Origin of the sequence: Mesorhizobium yinganensis, from assembly GCF_040081985.1 — a bacterium.
In the GTDB taxonomy this organism is placed as follows: domain Bacteria; phylum Pseudomonadota; class Alphaproteobacteria; order Rhizobiales; family Rhizobiaceae; genus Kumtagia; species Kumtagia yinganensis.
Genome location: NZ_JBEBMH010000002.1, coordinates 382,855 through 402,665, shown reverse-complemented (window position 1 = coordinate 402,665; position 19,811 = coordinate 382,855). Strand labels below are relative to the sequence as shown.

General features: G+C 65.9%; 16 protein-coding genes. 11 read left to right on the top strand and 5 right to left on the bottom strand.

Annotated features, from left to right (window positions below; all coding sequences use genetic code 11):
* Positions 1 to 2: 2 nt before the first annotated feature.
* On the bottom strand, positions 3 to 1,406 hold the full coding sequence (gene thrC / locus ABMA59_RS05460) for a threonine synthase (protein WP_349004291.1): 1,404 nt from the start codon (positions 1,404 to 1,406) through the stop codon (positions 3 to 5).
* 134 nt (positions 1,407 to 1,540) lie between these two features.
* On the opposite strand from thrC, the gene ABMA59_RS05455 reads away from it, so the two are divergent.
* A complete protein-coding gene (locus tag ABMA59_RS05455; RefSeq protein WP_349004290.1) occupies positions 1,541 to 2,125 on the top strand; it encodes a hypothetical protein in 585 nt (194 codons plus the stop codon).
* Positions 2,126 to 2,129: 4 nt separating this feature from the next.
* On the opposite strand, the gene ABMA59_RS05450 is transcribed toward ABMA59_RS05455, so the two are convergent.
* Entirely contained in the window at positions 2,130 to 2,819 is a 690-nt protein-coding gene (locus ABMA59_RS05450) for an HAD family hydrolase (RefSeq protein ID WP_349004289.1), read from the bottom strand.
* A gap of 186 nt (positions 2,820 to 3,005) precedes the next feature.
* Between ABMA59_RS05450 and ABMA59_RS05445 the strand changes: the two genes are divergently transcribed.
* Positions 3,006 to 4,139 carry a site-specific DNA-methyltransferase gene (locus tag ABMA59_RS05445; protein ID WP_349004288.1) on the top strand — a complete coding sequence of 378 codons (1,134 nt, stop codon included), beginning with the start codon at positions 3,006 to 3,008 and terminating at the stop codon, positions 4,137 to 4,139.
* Positions 4,140 to 4,453: 314 nt separating this feature from the next.
* On the opposite strand, the gene ABMA59_RS05440 is transcribed toward ABMA59_RS05445, so the two are convergent.
* From ABMA59_RS05440 to ABMA59_RS05430, 3 genes are read right to left on the bottom strand one after another with little or no spacing between them, the layout of a single operon-like run.
* Positions 4,454 to 4,807, bottom strand: a complete 354-nt coding sequence (locus ABMA59_RS05440; RefSeq protein ID WP_349004287.1) for a nuclear transport factor 2 family protein — start codon at positions 4,805 to 4,807, stop codon at positions 4,454 to 4,456.
* Entirely contained in the window at positions 4,804 to 5,415 is a 612-nt protein-coding gene (locus ABMA59_RS05435) for an HAD family hydrolase (protein ID WP_349004286.1), read from the bottom strand. Before ABMA59_RS05435 ends, ABMA59_RS05440 begins: the two co-directional genes overlap by 4 nt.
* A gap of 7 nt (positions 5,416 to 5,422) precedes the next feature.
* Positions 5,423 to 6,544, bottom strand: a complete 1,122-nt coding sequence (locus ABMA59_RS05430; RefSeq protein WP_349004285.1) for an A/G-specific adenine glycosylase — start codon at positions 6,542 to 6,544, stop codon at positions 5,423 to 5,425.
* A 47-nt stretch (positions 6,545 to 6,591) separates the two neighbouring features.
* Here ABMA59_RS05430 and ABMA59_RS05425 point away from each other — a divergent pair, with 47 nt between their 5' ends.
* The 9 genes from ABMA59_RS05425 to ABMA59_RS05385 all read left to right on the top strand — a co-directional run bounded on the left by ABMA59_RS05425 (position 6,592) and on the right by ABMA59_RS05385 (position 19,414).
* Positions 6,592 to 7,092 carry a DUF721 domain-containing protein gene (locus ABMA59_RS05425; RefSeq protein ID WP_349004284.1) on the top strand — a complete coding sequence of 167 codons (501 nt, stop codon included), beginning with the start codon at positions 6,592 to 6,594 and terminating at the stop codon, positions 7,090 to 7,092.
* 136 nt (positions 7,093 to 7,228) lie between these two features.
* On the top strand, positions 7,229 to 7,972 hold the full coding sequence (locus tag ABMA59_RS05420) for a DsbA family protein (RefSeq protein ID WP_349004283.1): 744 nt from the start codon (positions 7,229 to 7,231) through the stop codon (positions 7,970 to 7,972).
* Between the two features lie 60 nt (positions 7,973 to 8,032).
* Entirely contained in the window at positions 8,033 to 11,491 is a 3,459-nt protein-coding gene (gene smc, locus ABMA59_RS05415; RefSeq protein WP_349004282.1) for a chromosome segregation protein SMC, read from the top strand.
* Positions 11,492 to 12,117: 626 nt separating this feature from the next.
* Positions 12,118 to 12,951, top strand: coding sequence for a hypothetical protein (locus ABMA59_RS05410; RefSeq protein WP_349004281.1), 834 nt, complete (start codon positions 12,118 to 12,120; stop codon positions 12,949 to 12,951).
* Between the two features lie 231 nt (positions 12,952 to 13,182).
* On the top strand, positions 13,183 to 13,467 hold the full coding sequence (locus tag ABMA59_RS05405) for a type II toxin-antitoxin system Phd/YefM family antitoxin (RefSeq protein WP_349004646.1): 285 nt from the start codon (positions 13,183 to 13,185) through the stop codon (positions 13,465 to 13,467).
* Positions 13,464 to 13,889, top strand: coding sequence for a type II toxin-antitoxin system VapC family toxin (locus tag ABMA59_RS05400; RefSeq protein ID WP_349004280.1), 426 nt, complete (start codon positions 13,464 to 13,466; stop codon positions 13,887 to 13,889). Before ABMA59_RS05405 ends, ABMA59_RS05400 begins: the two co-directional genes overlap by 4 nt.
* Positions 13,890 to 14,313: 424 nt before the next feature.
* The gene (gene mprF, locus ABMA59_RS05395; protein ID WP_349004279.1) at positions 14,314 to 16,935 is read left to right on the top strand and encodes a bifunctional lysylphosphatidylglycerol flippase/synthetase MprF; all 2,622 of its coding nucleotides are present in this window, start codon (positions 14,314 to 14,316) and stop codon (positions 16,933 to 16,935) included.
* Positions 16,932 to 18,263 carry a virulence factor family protein gene (locus tag ABMA59_RS05390; RefSeq protein WP_349004278.1) on the top strand — a complete coding sequence of 444 codons (1,332 nt, stop codon included), beginning with the start codon at positions 16,932 to 16,934 and terminating at the stop codon, positions 18,261 to 18,263. Before mprF ends, ABMA59_RS05390 begins: the two co-directional genes overlap by 4 nt.
* A 128-nt stretch (positions 18,264 to 18,391) precedes the next feature.
* Positions 18,392 to 19,414, top strand: a complete 1,023-nt coding sequence (locus ABMA59_RS05385) for a stealth family protein (RefSeq protein ID WP_349004277.1) — start codon at positions 18,392 to 18,394, stop codon at positions 19,412 to 19,414.
* Positions 19,415 to 19,811 lie beyond the last annotated feature (397 nt).

Genomic DNA, 19,811 nt, shown 5'->3' with positions numbered 1-19,811 from the left:
GATCAGACTCCCTGACGCGCCGCCCGTGCATGACGGCTGACATAATCTTCCACTATTTTGAGGTCGGAGGGAAGTACCGTGTATTTTTCCTCCGCTTCCATCAATCCGGAGAGCCAGCCGGGCAGGGCGGGCGTCACGCCGGACGCCGCCTTGACCGCATCGGGAAATTTCGCCGCATGCGCCGTGCCGAGCACGATCATCGGGCTGTCGGCTAGATGCTGCGAGGCGACGTGGACCGCGGTGGCCGTATGCGGATCGAGAAGGTAGCCGGCGGTCTTCAGCGTCCCGGCGATGGTGCGCGCGGTCTCCTCCATCGAGGACCGGCCGGCGTCGAAATCCGCTCGGATCGCGGCGAGCGCCCCGGCGCCGATGGAGAATCCACCGGACTGCTTCAACCCGTTCATGTTGCGCACGACCTCCGCGCTGTCGCGGCCGGAGGCTTCGTAGAGCAGGCGCTCAAAGTTCGACGACACCTGGATGTCCATCGACGGCGAGGTGGTGGCGACCACGCCGCGCGTCCGGTATTCGCCCGACGACAGGGTCCGCGCCAGGATGTCGTTGTCGTTGGTGGCTATCACCAGCCGCTCGATCGGCAGGCCCATCTTCTTGGCGACGAAGCCGGCGAAGATGTCGCCGAAATTGCCGGTCGGCACGGTGAAGGAGACCGGCCGGTCCGGTGCGCCGAGCGACAGCGCCGAGGTGAAATAATAGACGATCTGGGCCATGATTCGCGCCCAGTTGATCGAGTTGACGCCCGACAGCGATACGCCGTCGCGGAACCGGTGGTCGTTGAACATGTCCTTCACCAGCCCCTGGCAGTCGTCGAAATTGCCTTCGATCGCGAGCGCATGGACGTTGTCAGCCTTCGAGGTGGTCATCTGCCGCTGCTGCACCGGCGACACGCGGCCGTGTGGAAACAGCACGAAGATGTCGGTGCGCTCGCGCCCGGCAAAAGCCTCGATCGCCGCGCCGCCGGTGTCGCCGGAGGTCGCGGCGGTAATCGTGGCACGCGCGCCGCGCTCTGCGAGGATATGATCCATCAGCCGCGCCAGAAGCTGCATCGCCACGTCCTTGAAGGCGAGCGTCGGCCCGTGGAAAAGCTCGAGCACGAAAGTGTCGCTGCCGGTCTGGACCAGCGGACAGACGGCCTCGTGTCGGAAGGTTGCATAGGCTTCGCGCACGATCCTTTCGAAGGTGCGCGCGTCTATCTCGCCGCCGAGATACGGCGTCAGCAGCCTCATCGCGACGTCGGCATAGGGGCGTCCGCGCAGCGAGCGGATTTCGCTGGCCGAGAGCGTCGGCCATTCGGCGGGAACATAGAGCCCGCCATCGCGTGCCAGGCCGGAAAGGACCGCGTCGGAAAACCCGAGGTCCGGCGCGTTTCCGCGGGTGCTGACATATCTCATCGTCATCTGCTCCTGCTGTGGCCCGAGCGGTGCCGGTCTGTGCAAAAACGCCAGGCTGCCGGTCGCATTTCAGCCGCGCCGTTGCTATAGAGCAACTGCTTTGCGGGTGGGAAGAGCAGCTTATGGAGTTTCGTTTGGCTGACCGTCGTATCGTGCCGGGCCTGATGCTTGCCGGCTTTATGCTTGCCGCCGCCGGCTGCCAATCCGGCGACAGCGGCAGCGCGCTGCTTGGCGGCGGCAACAAGGAAGCGACGAAGCCGTCGACTAAGAAGGTCCTGGAAAGCGAGTTGCGCGGCTATTGCCCGCTGGTCAATTTGCGTGACGGAACAGCCTATTTCAACAGCTATGCCAAGGGCGGGCAGGATGATCCGAGCAAGCTGTCCTACCAGGCGTCTATCGCCGACGTGACCAGGGCCTGCACCCGCTCCGGTGGCATGCTGAACATCAACGTCGCCGTGGCCGGCAAGGTCGTTCCAGGCCCTGCCGGCGCGTCGGGCACGATCACCATGCCGGTCCGCGTGGTGGTCATGCAGGGCGACACCATCGTCTATTCGGAACTGAAGAAGCATCAGGTCGCCGTGAGCGACCCCTCGGCCGCCACCCAGTTCGTCGTCAACGACCCGAACATCAGCCTGCCCGACCCGACCGTCCGCAACATCCGCATCTATGCGGGCTTCGACGAAGGCCCGCCGAAGAAGAAGGCGGCGAACGCCGAATAGGCGCTCAAGCCTCAGACCACTCCGATAGCGCTGCCACCACGCCGTTGAAATCCGCCCAGCGGCGGATCACCGTCTCCGCGCCGGCGTCGGTCAGCACGTCTGCATGGCCCGGATAGGAATGCGCCGCGCCGGTAAAGCCGATCACCCGCATCCCGGCAGCCTTTGCGGCATGGATGCCGTGCACCGAATCCTCGATGACGAAAGTGTTGGCCGGATCGGCGCGATAGTGCTCCGCCGCATGAAGAAAGACATCCGGCGCCGGCTTGGGCTTGCCGCTGGGTGTGCTCAATGCGGAAAACACGTCGTCCTTGCCGAAGGCCCGGTCGAGACCGGTTTTTTCCAGCATGAACAGGATGCGCTCGGTGCGCGAGTTGGAGCAGATGCATTTCCGCTCCTTCAGCGAGAACACCGCTGCCAGCGCACCTTCGATCGGCCGTACGTCGGCGCGCAGCCTTCGGTCGACCAGCACCTCCGCCTCGCCGATCAGCGAGGCCTGCAGCGGCACATGCGCCTCCTCCTCGATGCGCAGCATAATGTCCTTGAAGGTCAGCCCCGCGTAGCGCTCGCTGATCTCCTCGCCGGTGATCGGAAAGCCGGCCTTGGTCAGAAGGTCGGCCTCAATGCGGGCAGCGATGATCTCTGAATCGACGAGCGTTCCGTCGAAGTCGAAAATAACGAGGTCTGGCTTGGTCATGTCGTCCGGAATTTTTGGGGGGAGAAGAAGCGGAAGCCGCTTGCGCAGGGGTCATACACCAGCGGGCCGGGCGGGGCAAATCGCCTGCGAGAAAGCGTGACAAGTCTTTCCAGCGCTTCATTAAAAATTTACGCGAAACGGTAACCATAACGGCGGGTAAACAGTCACGCGTATTCGGGTAACAGCATGCAGGCGTTGCAGTCCTTTGCCGCTCCCTCCTTCAGCGAGGAGGCCGCGCCTTGGCGCGATACGATCATCAGGGGCGACTGCGTGGCGGCGCTGGAGAGGCTGCCGGAAAAGTCGGTCGACGTGGTTTTTGCCGACCCGCCCTACAATCTCCAGCTCAACGGCGACCTGCACCGGCCCGACCAGTCCAAGGTCGATGCCGTTGACGACCATTGGGACCGGTTCGAGAGTTTCGCCGCCTACGACGCCTTCACCCGCGCCTGGCTGCTCGCCGTCCGCCGCGTGCTGAAGCCGAGCGGCACCATCTGGGTGATCGGCTCCTACCACAATATTTTCCGCGTCGGCGCGATCATGCAGGACCTGGGATTCTGGGTCCTCAACGACATCGTCTGGCGAAAAACCAATCCGATGCCGAATTTTCGCGGCCGCCGTTTCCAGAACGCGCACGAGACCATGATCTGGGCTTCGCGCGACGCCAGCGCAAAGGGTTATACCTTCAACTACGACGCGCTGAAGGCTGCCAATGACGACGTGCAGATGCGCTCCGACTGGCTGTTCCCGATCTGCACCGGCTCGGAGCGGCTGAGGGACGACAACGGCGAAAAGCTGCATCCGACGCAGAAGCCCGAGGCGTTGCTGGCGCGCGTCATGCTGGCCTCCACCAGACCGGGCGACGTGATCCTCGACCCGTTCTTCGGTTCGGGCACGACAGGGGCGGTGGCCAAACGCCTCGGCCGCCATTTCGTCGGCATCGAGCGTGAGCAGTCCTACATCGACGCGGCGCGCGAACGCATCGACGCGGTTGTGCCGATGGCGGCCGGCGACCTGTCGGTCATGACCGGCAAGCGCGCCGAGCCGCGGGTCGCCTTCGTTAGCCTTATCGACGCCGGCATCGTGCGTCCCGGCACCTTCCTCTACGACGCGCGCAAGCGCTGGGTGGCGAAGGTCCGCGCCGACGGCACGCTCGCCGCCGGCGACCGCGTCGGCTCGATCCACCGCGTCGGCGCGCAGGTGCAGGGCCTCGACGCCTGCAACGGCTGGACCTTCTGGCACTACGAGCGCAATGGCGGGCTCACGGCCATCGACGAGTTGCGCCGCATCGCCCGGCTTGGGATGGAGCGGGCGGGGGCTTAGCGAGCCGTCCTTGCCTGATTGCGAGGCGGCGAACCTATCCGCTCCGAACCGGCTTCGCCGGCTCGTTTCGGCACCACCCCCTTGTATCTGCACGAGAGTGATTTTGTGCGATTGCAGCGACTGAACCTCGAACCGGATGGCCATCCGGTTCGAGGTTCAGTCGCTGCAATCGCACAAAATCACTCTCGTGCAGATACAAGGGGGTGATGCCTCAGCGTCTCGCCGTAGGCGAGGCGAAGAGGATCCCTCGGCAAAGCTGATCCAATTGCGATGGTCCTACCGCAAGGGCAGTGAGGGGCAGCGCGATATCGACTTTACGAATCGCTCACATCCACGCGCTCGATCTTGCCCTCGGCATTGAGGAATATCGTCTCCTCACCGCTGCGGATCAGCTTCTCGCCGGTCGTTGCGCTTGTCGCTTCCAGATGCCAGCTCGATTTCGCCGATGTCTCGCTGAGTTTTGTAAAACCGTCGTCGTGAGCGACTTGATCGGGGTATTCGGCGAAGTATCTGCGGAATGCCGCCAGGATCGCCGGCTTGCCGCGCAGCGTGCCGACCTTCACCGAGCCATAGGTCGCATCGTCGGCGAAAAAACCCTCGATGACCTCATAGTCCTGTGCGTTGACGGCGTCGTGGAAACGCTTGAGCACCTCGACCGGATCGCTCATAGCGAAATACCCCGTTCGGAAAGGTCCTTGCGTAGCGTCGCCGCATCCGTGAACAGCACCGACTGCCAGCCCGCCGCGATTGCACCGTCGACATTCTTCTGGCTGTCGTCGATGAACAGCGATGCGCCCGGCTCAAGCCCGAACGTCGCGGCGTGGCGTTCGTAGATGCCGCGCTCCGGCTTGATCATGCGCACGTCGCCGGAAACCGTCACGCCGCGCGGCCGCTTCAGGAATGCGAATCGCTCGGTGGCCTCGACAAACGTGTCTGAGGCGAAGTTGGTCAGCATGGTCACGTCGTGGCCGCTGTCGATCAGCCCTTCCATGATCTCGACGCTGTCGTCATAGGCATGCGGCACCATCTCGTGCCAGTTGCGGCGGAAATTGCGGATGTTTTCGGCATGGCTGGGGTGAGCACCGATCGCCAGCGCCTCGGCTTCCTCCCAGGTCCGGCCGCGGTCCTGCTCGATATTCCAGTCCGGGGTGCAGACGTTCTCGAAGAACCATCGGCGTTCCGCGTGGTCCGGTATCAAGCGGCTGAAAGCCAGATCCGGGTCGTAGTGGATCAGCACCTTGCCGATGTCGAACACGATGTGGCGGACTTCGTTCATGCGAACCTCAGATTGCAAATTTCGGCTTTTTGGTCGCGCCGGGAATGGCGGCCTCGATAGCCTTTTTCATGACCGTGGGCAAAGCCTCGTCGGCAATCTCGGCGGCGGCTACCCAGCGGTGGCCCGGCGGCGCGGCCGCCCTGCCGACCTCGGCCCGGCGAACTTCGAGGTCGAGCGCGAAATGCGTGAACACATGCGTGATTGCGCCGGCCCGTCGCCAATCGGCGGTCAACGGCGGATGCGAATCGCCGCCATTGCCGCCGCGCCCCTCGCTCCAGCCCGTCGTCGGCACCTCGGTCATGCCGCCGAGCAGGCCCTTTGCCGCGCGCGTGCGCATCAGCACCGCGCCGTCGCCGCGAACGGCGACATAGGCGATGCCGCTGCGTTTCGGCTTGTCGGTCTTCGGCGCCTTCAGCGGCAGCAGCTCGGGGTCGCCCGCCAGAATCGCCCGGCAGTCCTCGCGCAGCGGGCAGAGCATGCAGCGCGGCCGTTTCGGCGTGCAGATCGTTGCGCCGAGATCCATCATCGCCTGCGCGAAGTCGCCCGGCCGCTCGGCAGGAACCAGCTTGGCCACACGCTCCTTGATCTCGGGTTTTGCCTTGGGCAGGGGTATCCTGATGTCGAACAGCCGCGCCGTCACCCGCTCGACATTGCCGTCGACCACCGCCGCCGGCTTGCCGAAGGCGATGGCCGCGATGGCCGCCGCCGTATAGGCGCCGATGCCGGGCAGGTCGCGCAGCCCGTCTTCCGTATCGGGAAATCCGCCCGGCAGCGTGGCGACAAGATTGGCGCAGGCCTTCAGGTTGCGCGCCCGCGAATAATAGCCGAGCCCGGCCCAGGTCCGCATGACGTCGTCGTTCGAGGCGGCCGCCAGCGCCTTCATGTCCGGCCATCTTTCAAGGAAGGTGCGGAAAAAGGGCTTTACCGCTTCGACCGTCGTCTGCTGGAGCATGACCTCGGACAGCCAGACATGGTAAGGATCGGGCCGGGCCCCGCGCGCAAGGTCGGCCGGCGCGACACGCCACGGCAGGTCGCGATGGTGAGAATCGTACCAGGCGAGCAGGCGCGTCGCGATGCCGCCGCTCGAAGAACTGGCTGAGGGTTTTTTTGCGCGGCTGGCGGTTGCCATCGTGTCGGGTATATGGCTCTGGGCTGGCTCAGGTCGAAGGAACGGACATGGCAGGGAAAAAGCCGTTCGGCAATCCGGTACCCGTCAGCGATCTCGCCGCCGCGATCCTCGATCCGGTGCTGCGCAAGCGCGCCGGCCTGTCGATCGGCCTCGTCCAGTCATGGGAAGAGATCGTCGGCCCGCGCATCGCCGCCAAATCGCGCCCGGAGAGACTGCAATGGCCGCGCCGTGCCGGCGAGGACGATCCGTTCCGGCCGGCGACACTGGTCGTCGCCTGCGAGGGCCTCGCGGCGCTGCACCTCCAGCACGAGACCGGCGAGGTGATCGGCCGCGTCAACGCTTTCCTCGGCTTCGAAGCGGTGGATCGCATCCGCATCGTCCAGAAGCCGGTGCTTGTGGCCGAGAGGCCGCCGCGCCGCCTTCCGCGCGCGCTTTCGACGACCGAGAAGGCCGATATCGCCGCCAAGGTGCGGCCGATCGAAGACGAGGGCCTGCGCGCCGCGCTGGAACGTCTCGGCGCCTCGGTGCGCGGATCGAGGCATCGCTGATACAAAACTCGCGCTTTCGTGAAGGTTCGGGCGGCGAAGCCGCTTGGATTGGGTCGCGCTATGCCTTATTTCGCGCCAACTCTCGCTTTTTCGTGAATTCCAACATCATCATCCAAACATAGTTCAGGTGATTCGCATGCTTCGGTCCTTGTCTCGTAGAACCGTCCTTTCCACGCTTGCCGTGCTCTCCGCCGGCGCGGTGCTGTCCGCTTGCAGCGACAGCGGCAAGGCAGAGGCTGAAACCGTTCCGGCGCAGCCCGCCGCTCCTGCGGATGCGGCCGCGCCAGCGACGCCGGCCGCCGCCGCTCCGGCAGCGCAAGCGCCCGAATCCGCCGGCACGGTCGACATGGCCAAGCTCCTCGAGCCCGGCGCCTTGCCGGACATGGTGCTGGGCAAGGCCGACGCGCCGGTCACCATTGTCGAATACGCCTCCATGACCTGCCCGCACTGCGCGCATTTCCACGAGACGACGCTGCCCGCGCTGAAGACCAAATACATCGACACCGGCAAGGCGCGGCTGATCCTGCGCGAATTCCCCTTTGATCCGCGCGCCGAGGCTGGTTTCATGCTCGCCCGCTGCTCGGACGGCAATTATTTCCCGATGGTCGACGTGCTGTTCAAGCAACAGCAGAACTGGGCGACGGCGGAAAATGCCAGCGCAGCCCTGCTGCAAATCGCCAAACTGGCCGGTTTTACACAGGAGAAGTTCGAGGCTTGCTTGACGGACCAGAAGCTTCTGGACCAGATCAGGGCCGTGCGCGAGCGCGGGACCAAGGATTTCGGCGTGGACTCGACCCCCACCTTCTTCATCAACGGGAAGCAGTACAAGGGAGCTTTGTCGATTGACGAAATGTCGGCGATCATCGACGGCATGCTCTGATCGTATCTTCCGGCCGGCGCATGCCGGTCGCTGCTTCCGCGCGCCTGACGGGTGGCGCGCATGAAATTCAACCGCCTCCGCCTCCTCGGCTTCAAATCCTTCGTCGAGCCCGGCGAGTTCGTCATCGAGCGCGGCCTGACCGGCATTGTCGGGCCGAATGGCTGCGGCAAGTCGAACCTCGTCGAGGCGCTGCGCTGGGTGATGGGCGAAAGCTCCTACAAGAACATGCGCGCGTCCGGCATGGACGACGTCATCTTCTCCGGTTCGGGCACAAGGCCGGCCCGCAACACCGCCGAAGTCACGCTGTTCCTCGACAATCTCGACCGCACCGCGCCCACGCCCTTCAACGACGCGGACGAATTGCAGGTGTCGCGCCGCATCGAGCGCGAGGCGGGTTCCGTCTACCGCATCAACGGCAAGGAAGCCCGCGCCCGCGACGTGCAACTGCTGTTCGCCGATCAGTCGACCGGCGCCCGTTCGCCCTCCATGGTCGGGCAGGGGCGCATCGGCGAGCTGATCCAGGCAAAACCGCAGGCGCGCCGCGCACTGCTGGAAGAAGCCGCCGGCATTTCCGGCCTGCACACCCGCCGCCATGAGGCCGAGCTGCGGCTGAAGGCGGCGGAGCAGAATCTGGAACGTCTCGACGACGTCGTCGGCGAACTGGAAGGCCAGATCGAGAGCCTGAAGCGCCAGGCCCGACAGGCCTCGCGTTTCAAGAACCTGTCCGCCGACATCCGCAAGGCGGAGGCGACGCTGCTTCACCTGCGCTGGACGGCGGCCAAGGCGCAGGAAGGCGAGGCGAAGTCGGCGCTGGCCGTCGCCACCTCGCTGGTCGGCGAGCGCGCCTCCCAGCAGATGGAGGCCGCCAAGGCCCAGGCCATCGGCGCCCATCATCTGCCGGCTCTGCGCGATGCCTCGGCCGCCGCCGCCGCGACCTTCCAGCGCCTGTCGATCGCCCGCACCCAGATCGAAGAGGAAGCCGGCCGCGTCCGCACCCGTCAGGCGGAGCTTGCCCGCCGTCTCGACCAGCTCGCCGCAGACATCGCGCGCGAGGAGCGGATGGTCCGCGACAATGCCGATGTTTTGGCAAAACTCGCCAACGAGGAAACAGGGTTGCGCGCCGACGAGGCCGGGGCCGATGAACGGGAGGCGGAAAAACAGGCTGCCTTCGAACGGACATCGGCGGTTCTCGTTCTCAGCGAGGGCGCGTTGGCCGCGCTGACGGCCGAGCGCGCCGAGGCGACGGCGGCGATCGGCCAGATCGAGCGCGCGCTGCGCGAGAACACCGAGCGCCGCGACCGTTTCGTCAGGCAGTTGGCGGAGATTTCGCGCGAGGCGGCCGACATCGCGGCAAAGATCGGCGCGCTGGCCGATCCCGCCGAAAAGCGCCGGCTGGTCGATGCCGCCATCGCCGCCGCCGACGCGTCCGAAAAATCCGCCGGCGCCGCCGAGGCGGCGGTGGCGCAGGCGCGCGCGGTGGAAACCACGGCGCGTCCGCCGGTGCAGGAAGCGCGCGCGGCCCTGGCCCGCATCGAGACCGAAGCGCGCACGCTTGCCAAGATTCTGAACGCCGGCGGCGGAGGGCGCTTCCCCGCCGTGCTGGAGCGGATCGCGGTGGACCGCGGTTTCGAGACCGCGCTTGGCGCCGCGCTTGGCGAGGATCTCGACGCGCCGCTCGACGCCAGCGCGCCGGCCCACTGGGGCGAAAGTGCGCTTTCAACCGACGATCCGGCACTGCCCGAAGGCATAACCAGCCTGGCGACCGTCGTTCGTGCCCCGCCGCAGCTTGCCCGGCGCCTGGCGCAGATCGGCATCGTCGAGGATGCCGACGGCCTGCGCCTGCAAGGCCGGCTCAAGCCCGGCCAGCGGCTGGTGAGCCGCAAGGGCGCGCTGTGGCGCTGGGACGGTTTCGTCGCCGGCGCCGATGCGCCGACCGCCGCCGCGCAAAGGCTGGCGCAGAAGAACCGGCTGCTTGAACTGGAAGGCGAGGCCCGCCAGTCGGCCGACCGGGTCAAGGCCACGGAGGCGGCGCTCGCGGCCGCCGAGGCGTCCGTGAAGGCGAAGACCGAGACCGAGAGGCAGGCGCGCGAAAGCTGGCGGAATGCCCAGCGACTGGTCGGCGAGGCGCGCGACGCTCTGGCGCGGGCCGAGCGCGCCGCCGGCGAACTCGTCAGCCGCCGCGCCGCGCTCGACGAGGCCAAGGCGCGTGTCGGCGCCGATCTCGCCGAGGCCGAGGCCGCCGTGACCGAGACACAGTCACGCCGCGCCGCGCAGCCGGATGTTTCCGCGCTGCAGGCAAAACTCGACCAGGCGACGCAGACGGTTTCGCGCGACCGGACCGCGGTGGTGGACGCGCGAGCCGCCTTCGACGGGCTGAAACGCGAAGCCGCGGCCCGCGCCCGCCGGCTGGAGGCCATCGCCGCCGAGCGGACGAGCTGGAAGAACCGCGCCGAAAACGCCGACTTCCAGATCAAGGCTCTGACGGACCGGCGGGCCGAGGCGGATGCCGAGCGCGAAAAAATCGCCGACGCGCCGGACGAACTCGACCAGCGCCGCCGGGCGCTGCTCTCCGAACTCTCCAAGGCCGACGAAGCACGCAAACAGGCGTCCGACACGCTGCAGGTCGCCGAAACCAAGCAGGTCGCGCTCGACAAGGCGGCGACCGAGGGAATCCAGATGCTGGCCAACGCGCGCGAGGATCGCGGCCGCGCCGAGGAGCGCCTGACCGCCGCCGACGACCGCCGCCGCGAGATCGAGGCGCATATCCAGGAAGCCCTCAACACCCCGCCGCATCTGGTCATTCGGCTGACCGGCCTGGAGCCCGACGCCCGCCTGCCGGAGATTGCCGAGGTCGACCGCCAGCTTGACCGGCTGAAGGTCGAGCGCGAACGGCTGGGCGCCGTCAACCTGCGGGCCGAGGAGGAGCAGCGCGAGCTATCGGAGCGGCTGGAGGCGATCGTCTCCGAGCGCGAAGACATCATCGAGGCGATCCGCAAGCTAAGGCAGGCGATCCAAAGCCTCAACCGCGAGGGGAGGGAGCGGCTGCTTGCCGCGTTCGATGTCGTCAACGAACAGTTCAAGCGGCTGTTCACCCATCTGTTCGGCGGCGGCACCGCCGAATTGCAGCTGATCGAGTCGGAAGACCCGCTGGAGGCCGGCCTGGAAATCCTCGCCCGCCCGCCGGGCAAGAAGCCGCAGACCATGACGCTGCTGTCGGGCGGCGAGCAGGCGCTGACGGCGATGGCGCTGATTTTCGCGGTTTTCCTTACCAATCCCGCGCCGATCTGCGTGCTCGACGAGGTCGACGCGCCGCTCGACGACCACAATGTCGAGCGCTTCTGCAACCTGATGGACGAGATGGCGCGCACCACCGAGACACGCTTCGTCGTCATCACCCACAACCCCATCACCATGGCGCGCATGAACCGGCTGTTCGGCGTCACCATGGCCGAGCAGGGGGTGAGCACACTGGTTTCGGTCGACCTTCAGGCGGCCGAACGCATGCGCGAGGCGGTCTGAGCCGGTCGGACCCGATTGCTCGTCCCGCCGGCGAAAGTCCGGGCCGAGACCGGACATTGCATAGCGTCGGCTTTCGTCGACGGACCTCCCAGGCAACGCGACGCCTCCACCGGATATGATGCCAATGCCGGCCATCTCTCCCCGCAAGGAATAGGGCAATCGCATAAGGGGCGCTTTTCCAGCTTGGGTTCCTCTCCCCGGACAGGGGGAGAGGTGGCCCGAAGGGCCGGCGAGGGGGTGGTGCCTCAGCGTCTCGCCGCGGGGGACGCGGAGAGGATCATTTGGCGAAGCAAACCATATGCGATTGACCTGCTTTATGCGGCGCGAGAGTCGATTGCCGCGCCGGGTTCGCCAATCACCGATCTTGGAGATTGGCAAAACCGGTAGCCGCTGCCCCCTTCTCTCGTCGTTACGGGGAGAAGGTCCCGGCAGGGGGATGAGGGGCGGGGCCGGCAATCTCGGCATAATTCCGATGGTAAAATACTGAAATTCCAGGGAAAATCTCTCTCGCGCGGTCCCTCGGCAACGGTCCTTGTGGGCATCCACCAGCATAATTTTTCCCGAACTTATCCCCGCCCTCCCGATCTGCGCGATAATTCCGGCGCCTGTGCTGGAAGGAAGCGGCGATGGACGGAAAGGCGGCATTCGAAAATAACCGGGAAGCGCTGAAGCGTTTCCTGGCAATGCTCATCGCCATGGCCGAAATGGGTTTCGCCGAGCTTGGCACTGGGGGACAGTTTCCTTTCTTTCGGCAGAAAAGCGCTGGCGGTGCGGAAATCGCACGGGCCGAAAAAAGGAAACTGTCCCCGGCGCTTCCGCCGCTTACCCTTCCCCGCCACCTCTATCGCGCTATCCTGAAACTGCTGCGTCCGGCCGAATCCGCCGTGCGGCGGCTGATCGTCGTGGCCGCGCGTGGCCTCGTGGTCACCCTGCCGCCGCTGCGCCAGCGCAAGCCGAAGAAGCCGCGCCGGCGCAGGGCCCGCGGCGCCGGCATGTCGGCGGAAAACCGGCACGTCCCGGCGCTGCCGCTGCTCGATCCGCTGAAACCGTGGAAGACGCGGCCATGGCGGCCGGCACCCACCAGCGTACCGCGCATCTTGTCGCTCGATGCCTATACGCCGTTCCAGCCGCTGCCTCCGCCGCCGTCGCGCGACGATCCGATCGATGCCGTGCGGCTCGCTCAGCGCCTCCAGGCATTGACCTCGGCGCTGGACGATCTGCCCGGCCAGGCAAAACGCTTCGCCCGCTGGAAGGCGCGACGCGAAGCCACTGTCAAAGAACCCACAGCGCGCCGCTGCCAGCGTCTCTCGCCGCTGCGGCCAGGGCGTCCCCCCGGCGGCCGGCTGTCGCGCTACGACCCGACTGCCACCCATCCCCGCAGCATCCGCGAGATCGACGAGATTCTTGCACATACCCACGCGCTCGCCGTGTATGCGCTGGAAACACCCGACACGTCATAAGGGCATTCCTGCCGGACACGAACATTGGATGATGAAAGCCAGCGCGGATTTTCCGCAGTCTGGCGGCGATGGATGCTGACTTCGAGCCTGTCGGCAAGCGGGAGAATCGAAAAAATCGCGCCTGGTCGCGAGGTAAGGCAGGGCGCTCTCGCGCTGGGTTTGATGACAAGGCCGGCGGCCGAACGCAAGCAAGCCTTGAACTCGACGGGAACCGGGAATATTCTAGTCAGTATGACCAGAAAGAAGGCGGTTCCGTCCACGGACGACCCATGGGCCTTACAGGATGCCAAGGCACGCTTCAGCGAACTGGTGCGTCGTGTCCACAGCGATGGCCCACAGCACGTCACCGTACATGGAAGGCGGGAAGTGGTTGTGATCACGGCGGAGGAGTTCCAACGGCTCAAAGGTGGCGCGACGGGTGAAGCCCTGATCGCCGTCATGCAAGCCTCGCCGTACCGGGACATCGAGATCGAGCCGGAACGGACGGCCATGCCGGTGCGCGACGTGATCCTTTGAGTGGCTGGCTCCTCGACACCAATATCCTGTCGGAGCTTCGCCGGACGCGACCGGAGCCGAAGGTTCTCGCCTTCGTCGCGGCCCAGCCGCTTGAAACCTTGTTCGTAAGCGCGGTCACCTTTGCCGAAATCCGCTTCGGCATAGAACGGCTTGACGACCCTGTCCGCAGAGCCGAACTGCACGACTGGCTGACCCATCGATTGAGGCCGATGTTCACCGGGCGCGTCTTGCAGGTGACCGAGGACGTGATGCTCAAATGGCGGGTGTTGGTCGAGGAAGGGCGCAAGGCACGCTACACATACTCTCAGCCTGACCTGCTCATCGCCGCCACCGCCCTGCACCACGGGCTGACGATGGTCACGCGGGATACGGCCGACTATGAGAAAGCCCATGCGCCGGTGCGCAATCCCTGGCTGGATTGAGTTCGCCGCCGCCTGTACGGCCGACCCGATCCGCGCGGTTCCCATCAACACTTGTGGCGCCGTTTGCCACAATTGCCGCTGTGCCGCGCCAATTGTGGCTTGTTCAAGCGGTTTTCACATTAATTTTCCGTTATTTGAAAACCCGCGCTGACGGCTCTAGTTCTGGTCGGAAAGCCAAGGCAGCCGGGAGCCGGATGATGCGGTCCCGCGCCTCGCGCTCGATGGGGGCTCCGGTGCACTCTCCGCGCCGGGAGCCACGTTCGTCATCGGGGAACGGCATGTCGCATACCATCGCAACTGTCGGCGTCGGTCCGGTCTGGCAAAAATCGTTGCCGGTCTGCCTTCGGCATTCGGATCGGCTGGATCGGCCCGTCTCCGCCACGGCGCGTGCTTGACCGGCCTTCCGCGATCGGGGTTGGAAAATATGCAGCAAGCTGAGACGGCCGTCGAGGAAACGCGCGGCCAAAGAAGCGTCCAGCAGTTTTGGGTCGGCCTGCTGGAGCCGCGCGTGCTCGGGCCGCTGTTCGGCGCAGGGCTGGTCGTCTTGGCGGTGGTCGTCATCCATCAGATCACCGGCCGCGTTCATCTCAACGACATCTATGCCGCGCTGGCTCAGACGATGCCGGCCGCCGTCGCCCAGTCGCTGGCGCTCACCGTCGTCAGCTTCGCGGCGATGGCGCTCTACGACGTGATGGCGGCGCGGCGGGTCGCCGCCGGCCGCGTGTCCGACAGGCTCGCCGCCTTTGCCGGCATGATCGGCTACGGCATTTCCAACGCCATCGGTTTCAATGTCTTCATCGGCGGGCCGGTGCGCTACCGCATCTATCAGTCCGCTGGGCTCGACGCGGCCGATGTCGGCCGCATCGTCGGCGTCTCCTTTCTCACCTTCGGCTCGGGCATCGTCGTGCTGGCCGGTCTTGCGCTGGTCCTCGATCCGGCCGGCGTCGCCTTCCTCAAGAACCTGTCGCCCTTCGCCGACCGTTTGATCGGCGCCGCCATCCTGTTGGCGGTGGCTGTCATCATGCTGTGGCTGGCCGGCGGCGAGCGCAACGTCGCGCTGTTGGGATGGCGCCTGCCGCTGCCGTCCGCCGGCAGCGCGCTCGCCCAGATCCTCGTCGGCGCCGTGGATATCGCCGCCGCCGCCGCGGCGCTCTACGTTCTCTTGCCGGCGGACGTCGCGCCGGGCTTCGCAACGTTCCTGCTGCTTTTTGTCGTGGCCATCACCGCCGGCGTGCTGAGCCATGCGCCGGGCGGGCTGGGCGTGCTGGAGGCGACGATCCTGGTCGGCCTCGGCGCCGGCACGCGGCCGGACGTGATGGCGGCGCTGATCGTCTTCCGCGTCATCTATTACGCGATCCCGCTCGTCTTCGCCGGCGTCTCGCTGCTTGTCTTCGAAGCCTACCGGGCGCGCGCCGCGGTGCGTTCCGTCTCGGGCCGCGCCGCCGCGGTCGTGCGGCCGGTGGTGGCGCCGCTGTCGGCGACACTGGTCTTCTGCGGCGGCGTGGTGCTGCTGCTCTCCGGCAACCTGCCGGCTGAAAACGACCGCATGGGCTTCCTGAGCGACGTGCTGCCGCTGCCCTTCGCCGAGGCCTCGCACCTTCTCGCAAGCCTCGTCGGCCTGATGCTGATCGTTCTGGCCCGCGGGCTCTACCGGCGCATCGCGCTCGCCCGCATCTTCTCGATCCTGCTTCTGGCAGCCGGCGCCGCCTTCTCGCTGCTCAAGGGATTGGACTGGGAAGAGGCGACTATCCTCATGCTCGTCGCCGGGCTGCTGTTCGCTTACCCCAAGGTTTTCTACCGGAAGGGCAATTGGCGTTCGTTCCGGCCCACCCCGACCTGGCTGGCGCTGATCGTCATCGTGCTCGCGGTGCTGACGCTGGTCGGCTTCCTTGCCTACCGCCATGTCGAGTACCAGTCGTCGCTGTGGTGGGAATTCGCCTGGGACGGCGATGCGCCGCGATTCCTCCGCGCCACGCTGGCGCTCGTGATCGTGGCGGCGGCCCTTTCCATCGACGCACTGATCAACAGGCCACACCAGCCCCGCCCTGCCAAGGCTCCGCAGCCTGTCCCCGAAGCCGTGCGCCGGCTGATCGCCGCGAGCCGCGACACCCATCCGGCGCTGGCGCTGCTCGGCGACAAGCGTTTCATGCTGTCGCCGGACGAGAAGGCTTTCATCATGTATGGCATCGCCGGCCGCAGTTGGATCACGCTCTGCGACCCGGTCGGCGAGCCGGAGGCGGCGCGAGGCCTGATCTGGCAGTTCGCCGAGGCCGCCGACCGCGCCGGCGCGCGGGCCGTCTTCTACGGCATCGGCCCCGATCTATTGACGACCTATCTCGACCTCGGCCTGGCGATCCTGAAGACCGGCGAGGTGGCGCGGGTGGACCTGGCGCAATTCACGCTGCAGGGCGGCGCGCGGGCGGATTTCCGTCACGCCGAGAAGCGGGCGGAACGCGAGGGCCTGGTATTCTCGGTCGTGCCGATGGCCGATGTCCCCGCGCTCCTGCCGGAGTTGCGGGCCGTCTCGGACGCCTGGCTCGCCACCAAGGCGGGCCGCGAGAAGCGTTTTTCGCTCGGCCGTTTCGACGAGAATTATCTCAGCGAATTCGACTGCGCCGTCATCCGCAAGGGCAACGACATCGTCGCCTTCGCCAATCTCTGGCGCAGCGGCGGCAAGAGCGAGCTATCGGTCGATCTGATGCGCTACCGTCATGGCGTGTCGAAGATCCTCATGGATGCGCTGTTCGCGAAACTGCTGCTCCACGGCAAGGCCGAAGGGTATCGCTGGTTCAATCTCGGCGCAGCACCGCTCGCCGGCCTCGCCGACCATCCGCTCGCCTCGACCTGGAACCGTGTCGGCACATTCATCTACCGGCGCGGCGACGAGTTCTACAATTTCGAGGGCCTGCGCGCCTTCAAGCAGAAATTCGATCCCGTCTGGACGCCGCAGTATCTTGCCTGCCCCAATGGCCTTGCCTTGCCGCAGGTACTGGTCGACGTCACGAACCTCATCTCAGGCAACCCGATCAGGATATTCAAACGATGAAGTTTCTTATCCCCTCCGTCATCGGCGCGGCCCTGATACTGGCAGCGCCGGCCCTCGCTCAGGCCACCGCGCCCGCCGCGCAGACGGTCTCGGCCGGGCGGCTGGAGAACATACCGATCCATGTCCCGGATGACGCCCCCGACGCGCTGGTCGTCTACCTGTCGGACCGCTCCGGCTGGAAACCGTCCGACGATGCGGCGGTCGAGGCGCTGCGGGCGCAGGGCGATGTGGTGCTCGCGGTCGACCTCGCGCGCTACGCCGCAAAGCTGGACGCCGACACCGGCGAGTGCCTTTATGTCGTCGGCGAGATCACCGATCTTGCCCAGACCGCGCAGCGGCAACTCGACATTCAGACCTACCTGCCGCCGATCGTCGTCGGCGCGGGGCAGGGCGCCACCTTCGCCTATGCGACGCTGGCCGATTCGCCGGCCAACACGCTTGGCGGCGCCGTCGCCTCCGGTTTCGATAACAGGCTCGACCTGAAGCTTCCCTTCTGCCCGGGTGCTTCCTCCAAGAAACGCGACGACGGCGGCTACAGCTACGGCTTCGACAGCGACGTTCCCGACCCGACCTATCTTTTCGTGCCGTCCGACACGCTCGACGATGTTCTGAATCGTGCCCAGGCCCGCCCGAATCTCACTGTCGACGCGCTCGACCAGAGCGACGAACCGGCGCAGATCGCCGATGCGGTAGCGGCAATCGCCGATACCGCAAAGCCGTTCGGCGACCTTCCGGCCGTCGACCTGCCGGCGGAAGGCGCGCCCAAGGCCGTGGCCGTTCTGGTCTCCGGCGACGGCGGCTGGCGCGACCTCGACAAGACCATCGGCGAATGGCTCTCGACCCAGGGCGTGCATGTCGTCGGGCTCGACGCGCTGCATTACTTCTGGGCCAAGCGTACGCCGCAGGAACTGGCCGCCGACATCGCCGACATATTGAAGGAAGCCGATCCCGACCAGAAGCTGCCGGTCATGCTGATCGGCTATTCCTTCGGTGCCGACACCGTCCCCTTCGCCTATCCGCTGCTGCCGAAGCCGTTGCAGGAGCGTACGAAACTGATCGCGCTAATGGCGCCGGGCCAGACGACGTCCTTCCAGGTCACCATCTCCGGCTGGCTCGGCATCGACGACAGCGGCTATCAGATCGTGCCGGCGATCGCCGCGCTCCCCGCCGCCGATGTCATGTGCGTCTATGGCGAGGACGAGGACGACAGCGCCTGCCCCAGCCCGGCGCTCAAGGACACGACCGTCGTGAAAACCTCTGGTGGACACCATTTCGACGGCAACTACGAGGCACTCGGCCGGCAGTTTCTGGACCGGATGGGGATATAGCCCTCGGGACTGGAACTGGCTGAAGCGCCTGAACATAAAATCCGCACATTTCGGCTTGTATCAGGCGCTTTGCGCCGGCTAAAAACGGGGCCAGCCGCATCCAAGGTAAAATCTGGATTTTCATCAAATTGCATTCAGATAAAACCCACGGGATCGATGCTGTCATAGCCTGGGTCGACGGGTCCGATCCGGAACATCAGGCAAAGCTGCATCGCTGCCTCAAACCCGCCGCCAAGGCGAGCACGACTCGCTACGCCGACCGTGGCGAGATCTATTATTGCATCGCCTCGATCCTGAAATATGCGAGCTTCATCAACCGCATATGGATCGTCACGGACGCCCAGCGGCCGCAATTCCTGGATGAATTCGCGAGAGCCGGCCTGTGCTCGCCGGATTTCATTCAGGTGGTCGACCACACAGAGCTATTCGGCGAGCATGCGGATGTGCTTCCGACCTTCGCCGCGCGCTCGATCGAGGCGATGCTGTGGCGGCTGCCGGGCCTCAGCGAGCATTTTGTCTATTTCAACGACGATTTCTTCGTGAACCGCATGATGCGGCCCGACGAATGGTTCGTCGACGGCCGGCCGGTGCTGCGCGGTGTCCGCACGCGGCCGGAACGCTGGCTGTTCCGCACCCATGCGAGGCGCATCCTGGGCGGGCTGAACGTCATCAAGCCGCGCAGCTTTAGGCAGGCCACCTATGCGCGCGCACAGGAGTTCGGCGCCCGGTGCGCTGGCGTGACCGGGCGTTTCATGCTGGCCGGTCATCATCCTCATCCTCTGCGCCGGTCGGTGCAGGAAGCGTTTTATACCTCCCATCCGGAACTGCTGCGAAAACAGATCGGCTACCGGTTCCGTGACATCGGTCAATTTTCGCCTGTCTCGCTCGCCAACCATTTGGAAATCACGCTTCACGGCGGTACCTTCGCAAGGCCGCCCAGGGAAGTTTACGCGCGGCCGGGCAGCAGGAACCTTGGCGGTCGGCTGACTGCCGGCATAGGCAGCGAGTCCCCGCTTTTCGGCTGCATTCAGAGCATGGACAAATTCGACGCCGAGACGCTGGGGCTTGTCCGCCGGCTGATGCGTCGCAAGTGGGGGGATTTCATGCCCGCCACGATCCGCCTGGTCGGAGAGGAAGGCGCGGTCGCCTGATTTGCGGCTGAAGCCTGACTGGCTTGTGTCCGCCGCATTTCGAATACGTCGCCGCGTGGCAGCACGTCCGGCGCTTCGCTGCGATCCGCGAAGCGTAGGAAATCGCCGGCAGCACCCGGCACGCGGTCCGTGTGGATCTCGGAAGATGGGTGGACGGGCTCGGCGGTAGGCGACCGCCGCCCGTCATTTGCCTGTCGCAGGCAGGCCTTAGGCGGACGGTGGGAGCATGGCTCTGTCAATGAGGTGGTCATGATGACTTCCAAGACCGTTCATCTTATCACCATCGGAATTTTGCTGTTTGGTTTGGTTGGATGCCAGACCGTCTCATTCACCAATGGCTACAAGGCCCACAACTGCGGTGGGACTGGCGCTTCCTGTACCCGGCAAGGCCGGAGCG